The organism is Streptomyces sp. NPDC058665 (assembly GCF_042714995.1).
GTDB lineage: Bacteria > Actinomycetota > Actinomycetes > Streptomycetales > Streptomycetaceae > Streptomyces.
In genome coordinates, this window is record NZ_JBHXRX010000132.1 from 1 (window position 1) to 5,838 (window position 5,838).

At 70.8% G+C, this 5,838-nt stretch carries 7 protein-coding genes; 5 read left to right on the forward strand and 2 right to left on the reverse strand.

Going from position 1 to position 5,838, the window contains the following annotated elements; all coding sequences use genetic code 11:
* Positions 1–89 precede the first annotated feature (89 nt).
* Positions 90–848 carry a TVP38/TMEM64 family protein gene (locus ACFWV8_RS38110; RefSeq protein WP_384215070.1) on the reverse strand — a complete coding sequence of 253 codons (759 nt, stop codon included), beginning with the start codon at positions 846–848 and terminating at the stop codon, positions 90–92.
* A 139-nt stretch (positions 849–987) separates the two neighbouring features.
* Here ACFWV8_RS38110 and ACFWV8_RS38115 point away from each other — a divergent pair, with 139 nt between their 5' ends.
* The 4 genes from ACFWV8_RS38115 to ACFWV8_RS38130 all read left to right on the forward strand — a co-directional run bounded on the left by ACFWV8_RS38115 (position 988) and on the right by ACFWV8_RS38130 (position 4,118).
* Positions 988–1,686, forward strand: a complete 699-nt coding sequence (locus ACFWV8_RS38115; protein ID WP_384215071.1) for a DNA alkylation repair protein — start codon at positions 988–990, stop codon at positions 1,684–1,686.
* Positions 1,687–1,720: 34 nt separating this feature from the next.
* Entirely contained in the window at positions 1,721–1,903 is a 183-nt protein-coding gene (locus ACFWV8_RS38120) for a hypothetical protein (protein WP_384215072.1), read from the forward strand.
* A 95-nt stretch (positions 1,904–1,998) separates the two neighbouring features.
* A complete protein-coding gene (gene tuf, locus ACFWV8_RS38125) occupies positions 1,999–3,177 on the forward strand; it encodes an elongation factor Tu (protein WP_384215073.1) in 1,179 nt (392 codons plus the stop codon).
* A gap of 95 nt (positions 3,178–3,272) precedes the next feature.
* Positions 3,273–4,118: a spermidine synthase gene (locus ACFWV8_RS38130; RefSeq protein ID WP_384215074.1), complete on the forward strand. Its 846-nt coding sequence runs from the start codon at positions 3,273–3,275 to the stop codon at positions 4,116–4,118.
* Positions 4,119–4,187: 69 nt separating this feature from the next.
* Here the strand turns inward: ACFWV8_RS38130 and ACFWV8_RS38135 are convergent, their stop codons facing one another.
* Positions 4,188–5,213, reverse strand: coding sequence for a hypothetical protein (locus tag ACFWV8_RS38135; RefSeq protein WP_384215075.1), 1,026 nt, complete (start codon positions 5,211–5,213; stop codon positions 4,188–4,190).
* A gap of 93 nt (positions 5,214–5,306) precedes the next feature.
* Between ACFWV8_RS38135 and ACFWV8_RS38140 the strand changes: the two genes are divergently transcribed.
* Complete coding sequence (locus tag ACFWV8_RS38140; RefSeq protein WP_329390705.1) at positions 5,307–5,759, forward strand: DUF4442 domain-containing protein; 453 nt, start codon at positions 5,307–5,309, stop codon at positions 5,757–5,759.
* Positions 5,760–5,838: the final 79 nt, after the last annotated feature.

Sequence of the window (5,838 nt, forward strand, 5' to 3'; positions counted from 1 at the left end):
CGAACCACCGCCACCCTGACACAGCGTCAGCAAACTAGACTCCGGAAAGGCCCTGTGACCAGGACAAATGGAGAAGTGCAACTGGAGTACTAGGCGACCGGCTCCGGTACGCGGTCCGCCGGGTCCTCCGTAGGAGGCTGGGGCGTCGGGGCGGGGCGCAGGCGGTGGCGTTTGCGCCAGGCGACCACCGCCGCCGCGGCCCCCGTCAGCACGATGAACCCCATCGAGACCAGGAACGCCGGCGACGTCGGCGACCCCGCCTCGCTTCCCGCGACCACGTACGCCGCGGTGTTCGGGATCGTCCCGAGAGCCGTCGCCAGCAGATACGGCCCCCAGCGCATCCGCGATATCGCCGCACAGTAGTTGGCGGCCTGGAACGGCACCCCGGGGAACAGCCGGATCACCATCATCGAGCGGAAGCCGTGCTTGCTCAACTGCCCGTCAGCCGCCGTCAGCAAGCGGCCCCGCAGCAGCGGACGCAGCGCCTCCTGACCGAGGAAACGGCCGAGCCCGAACGCGATCGCCCCGCCCAGCACCGTCCCCGCCATCGCCGCCGGGAGGCCCAACTGCGAACCGAACAGCGCGCCCGCGGCGAGATTCAGCAGCGGGCGCGGTACGAAGGCCGCCGTGCACAGCCCGTACGCGACGGAGAACAGCGCCCACGCGGCGGCGCCGCTCAGCTCCGGCCAGCCGGCCGCGACGAGCTTCTGCGGCTCGTAGACCAGCACCGCGGCCCCCGCGCACGCCAGCACGAGAACCAGGAGAGAGAGTCTGGACCAGGGTGAGAGCAGCACCCTCGCACAGCGGACCGTGAGGCCGGCGAACGACCTGTCGACAGGGTCGAGCATGCCCGGAGACTAACCGACGACGAGTTGTGATCGTCGTCAAGGGCCCCGAGACAAGCGCCACTCGGGACCCGGCCCGTCCCCTCCGGGGACGTACGCGGCCCGCCGCGCGTTGTCGGTGGGGCCGCATAGCCTGCACGTCATGACCCTCGTACCGCCGCCCAGCGCGCTCGCCGACACCGTTCTCGAACGGCTCACCGTCGGCTACGCGGCAGCCGCCGATCCGGTACAGGCCGAGCGGTCCGCCGCGTATCTCAAGGACATCGCGCCCTTCCTCGGCATCCCAGCGCCCGAACGCCGCGCGCTGTCACGGCAGGTGCTCGACTCGCTGCCGCGTCCCGACGAGACGGACTGCGTGGCCATCGCGCTGCGCTGCTGGGAGCTGCCCGAGCGGGAGTACCAGTACTTCGCGGTCGACTACCTCCGCCGATACGTCCGGCGCCTGTCCTCCGGCTTCCTCCCCGTCGTACGGCACCTGGTCTCCACCGTCCCCTGGTGGGACACCGTGGACGCGCTCGCCGCCCATCTCGCGGGCGGGCTGGTCGCCGCCGACCGCGCGCTGGTGACCGAGATGGACGCCTGGATCGAGGACGAGAACCTCTGGATCGCGCGCACCGCGCTGCTGCACCAGCTCACCTACAAGCAGGCCACCGACACCGAGCGGCTGTTCGGCTACTGCCTCCGGCAGTCCGGGCACCCCGACTTCTTCATCCGCAAGGCGATCGGCTGGTGCCTGCGCGAGTACGCCAAGACGGACCCGGCCGCCGTCCGGCACTTCGTGGCGGGCGCCGGCGACCGGCTCTCCCCGCTCTCCGTACGTCAAGCCCTGAAGAACCTCTGAAGAACTTCCGAGCCGGGGCGGTCGGGGAGCGGCGATGGAAAACCTGTCGACGGCCCGCCGCAGGTCGGACATCATCAACGACATGTTCCGGTACGCCTTCCACGCAGCGTCGTCCGCGGTCGCGGACGCGCCGAAGGCTGCCGCGTTCCTCGCGGCGAACGCCGAAGCGGCGGCAGCAGCGGCCGCGGCGGCGCCCATCGGCGGCGCCCGAAGCTGACCCTTCCCGGACCGTCCGGCGACCCCACAGGGGGAGGGTCGGCAAGGCCCCGGGGTCACTGGACGCTTCGAGTTCCTGGAAGGAACACCTCAGCCATGCCCAAGACGGCATACGTGCGGACCAAGCCGCACCTGAACATCGGCACCATGGGCCACGTCGACCACGGCAAGACCACTCTGACCGCGGCCATCACCAAGGTCCTCAGCGAGCGCGGGACCGGCGCGTACGTGCCGTTCGACCGGATCGACCGGGCCCCGGAGGAGGCGGCGCGCGGCATCACCATCAACATCTCGCACGTCGAGTACGAGACGGACACCCGGCACTACGCGCACGTCGACATGCCCGGTCACGCCGACTACATCAAGAACATGGTCACCGGCGCCGCCCAGCTCGACGGCGCGATCCTCGTCGTGTCCGCGCTCGACGGGATCATGCCGCAGACCTCCGAGCACGTACTGCTCGCCCGCCAGGTCGGTGTCGACCACATCGTCGTCGCCCTCAACAAGGCCGACGCGGGCGACGACGAGCTGACCGACCTGGTCGAGCTCGAAGTACGCGAACTGCTCAGCGCGCACGGGTACGGCGGGGAGAACGTCCCCGTCGTCCGGGTCTCCGGGCTCCGGGCGCTGGAGGGCGACCCGCGCTGGACCGAGGCCGTGGTGGCGCTGCTGGACGCGGTCGACACCTACGTACCGATCCCCGTCAGGTACACCGGAGCGCCGTTCCTGCTCCCGGTGGAGAACGTCCTGACGATCACCGGGCGCGGCACGGTCGTCACCGGCGCCGTCGAGCGCGGCACGGTACGCGTGGGGGACCGGATCGAGGTGCTCGGCGCCGAGTCCGGGCCCCAGCTCAGTACGGTCACCTCGCTGGAGACCTTCGGGAAGCCGATGGAGTCCGCCGAGGCGGGCGACAACGTCGCGCTGCTGCTGCGCGGCATGCCGCGCGACGCGATCCGCCGGGGCCATGTGGTGGCCGCGCCGGACAGTGTCGTCCCGAGCCGGCGCTTCACCGCGCAGGTGTACGTCCTGTCGGCGCGCGAGGGCGGGCGTACGACGCCGATCACGACGGGCTACCGGCCGCAGTTCTACATCCGTACGGCGGACGTGGTCGGCGACATCGACCTCGGCGAGCTCGCCGTCGCGCGGCCCGGTGACACTGTCGTCCTCACCGTGGAGCTGGGCAGGGACGTGCCGCTGGAGTCCGGGCTCGGCTTCGCGATCCGCGAGGGCGGACGCACGGTCGGCGCGGGCACGGTGACCGAGCTGATCTGACCGCGGGTCCGGCCGGACCGGCCGGGCCCGTCCCTCCGTCACGGGAGGAGACGGGCCCGGTCGGTTCCGTACGGCGCGGCACGCACAATGGGACGGTGAACGAAGCCATCCCCGTCATCCGGACCGTCGACCACGGCACCGCCCGGCTGCTGCCGGACGTGGACCGCGAACGGGCGTGGCTGCTGACGGTGGACGGCGCGCCCCAGTCGTACGTCGACCTGGACGAGCCGACCCATCTCGAATTCGAGTACACCCGGCGCCTCGGGCACGTCGTCGACCGCGCGGCCGAGGAGGGCGCCCCGCTGACCGTGCTCCATCTCGGCGGCGGGGCCCTCACCCTGCCCCGCTACGTGCACGCCACCCGGCCCGGCTCGGCGCAGGACGTGGTCGACGCCGACGGCGCCCTTCTCGCCCTGGTCGCCGAGGAGTTGCCGCTCCCCGACGGCTCCGGGATCACCGTGCACGACGCCGACGCCCGCGCCTGGCTCGCCTCGGCACCGGCAGGCTCGGTTGATCTCCTCGTCGCCGATGTCTTCGGCGGCTCACGGGTGCCCGCCCATCTGACGTCCGTGGAGTACGCGCGCCTCGCCGAGCGGGCGCTACGGGCCGACGGCCTCTACGCGGCCAACCTCGCCGACGGCGCGCCTTTCACCTTTCTGACGTCCCAACTGGCCACCTTCGCCTCGGTGTTCGAGGAGCTGGCACTCATCGCCGAACCGTCCGTACTGCGCGGACGCCGGTTCGGCAACGCGGTACTCCTCGCCTCGCACGCCCCGATCGACACGGCGGCCCTGGCCCGCCGCACCGCGTCCGACGCCTTTCCCGCACGCGTCGAACACGGCGCGGCGCTACGGCGGTTCACCGGAGCCGCGCCGGTCGTGCGGGACGCCGAAGCGGTGGCGTCGCCCGAGCCGCCCGATGGCGCGTTCAGCATCGGCTGAGCCCCGCGCGTGTGCGCGGGGCCCGGTGCCGGGTGTCGTACAGGACCGCGGACAGCGCCTGGGGCGTGCCTACTTGGCCAGCCGGACCGTGCTCATGATCTTCATCAGCGTGTCGTCCGGGATCTCGTCGGGCACGCCCTTGGCGCCGTACAGGACCCAAGTCGTGAAGTCGCCCTTGGCGTTGGTGAAGGTGAAGGCGATCGATTTGCCGTCGGTGTCGCACTTCTCCTTCTTGGGAAGCCCCGAACTCGCGGCCGTCGAGTAGTGCCCCTTGAGTCCGGCCTTGGTCGTGTACGCCTTGGACTTCTTGACCTCGATCGCCTTCTGCTGCTCCGCCTCGGTGGCCTCCTGGGCGTACGCGGCCCAGACCCAGCTGCCCGACTCGTTGCTGGCCGCGGTCGCCGTGTCTTTGGCGCCCTTGCCTCCCTTGGTGCCGGTACCGCCGAGGCTCACGTCCTCCATCGAGCCGTCCTTGTCGGTGTCCTGCTCGCACCACTTGGACTTCAGGAAAGCGGGAGCGGAGAAGGTGATCGCGGGTGAGCCGTCACCCTTCTCGACGTCCTCGAAACCCGAGAAGACGTCGGGCTTCTCGACCACCCAGTCGGCGGGGACGTCGAACTGCGTCCCGTGGTTGGGGTTGGTGACGACCTTCCAGCCCGCGATCATGGGCTCGGCGCCCGACCCGTCGCGCGGGTTGCCCGAGGCCGACGGCTTCGCCTTCGGCTCCTCCGACGTGGACGCCTTGGGGTCCTCGGCGACGTTCGAGCTCTTGTCGTCGCCCTGCATCACGAAGAAGCCCGTGGCCGCCGCCGCCACGACGACAGCCGAAGCGGCGATGATCGCGACCATCTTGGTGCGCTTCTTGTCCCGAGAGGGATCGGGGCCGCCGGGACCGCCCGGGACCGCGTACTGCGGCACGGTCGGCTGCTGGTACGGGTTGGGCTGCTGAGGTCCCGGCTGCTGCTGATAACCAGGCTGCTGATATCCCGGCTGTTGGTAGGGATTCGGCTGCTGGTACCCCGGCTGCTGGTACGGGTTCGAATTCGGATCCTGCGGGTTTTGCTCGCCCCCGGGCGGCTGCTGTCCTGGCCACATGGCGAGTAACGATAGAGGGGTCGTGCCCGCACTGCTACGGCCGCCCTGTCGCAGGATGGCAACTGAGGCTACCCGTGGGTAATATCGCGCCGTATGAGTTCTGATGAGATGACCGTCGGCGAGATGCTCGCCGCCACCGTGCCCATGGCGAAGACGCTCAACATGGAGTTCCTCGAAACCACCGCCGAGCGCGCCGTCGTACGGCTGCCGGACCAGCCCCCCTTCCACAACCATGTGGGCGGCCCGCACGCCGGCGCGATGTTCACACTCGGCGACACCGTCAGCGGCGCCGTCGTGCTCGCCGCCTTCGGCGACCAGCTCACCCGCGCCGTTCCGCTCGTCGTCAAGGCGGAGATCAGCTACAAGAAGCTCGCCAAGGGCGTCGTCACGGCGACGGCAACCGTGGACCGGCCGGTGGCGGAGGTCGTCGCCGAACTCGACGAGGGTGGGCGCCCCGAGATACCCGTCACCGTCGTCTTCAACCGGGAGGACGGCGCGGTCACCGGTGAGATGACCATTCTCTGGACGCTGCGTCTCCACACCTGACGGGACCGGGGCCGAGGGCCGGGGCCGGTCATCGGGGTGTGCGGAGCACAGGTAGGCTGCCCGGCGAGCGCCTTCCAGG

What these genes read in the sequence shown, in the direction of transcription:
- ACFWV8_RS38110 (WP_384215070.1), bottom strand. Translation starts at nt 848, where the DNA reads ATGCTCGACCCTGTCGACAGGTCGTTCGCCGGCCTCACGGTCCGCTGT.
- ACFWV8_RS38115 (WP_384215071.1), top strand. Translation starts at nt 988, where the DNA reads ATGACCCTCGTACCGCCGCCCAGCGCGCTCGCCGACACCGTTCTCGAA.
- ACFWV8_RS38120 (WP_384215072.1), top strand. Translation starts at nt 1,721, where the DNA reads ATGGAAAACCTGTCGACGGCCCGCCGCAGGTCGGACATCATCAACGAC.
- tuf (WP_384215073.1), top strand. Translation starts at nt 1,999, where the DNA reads ATGCCCAAGACGGCATACGTGCGGACCAAGCCGCACCTGAACATCGGC.
- ACFWV8_RS38135 (WP_384215075.1), bottom strand. Translation starts at nt 5,213, where the DNA reads ATGTGGCCAGGACAGCAGCCGCCCGGGGGCGAGCAAAACCCGCAGGAT.
- ACFWV8_RS38140 (WP_329390705.1), top strand. Translation starts at nt 5,307, where the DNA reads ATGAGTTCTGATGAGATGACCGTCGGCGAGATGCTCGCCGCCACCGTG.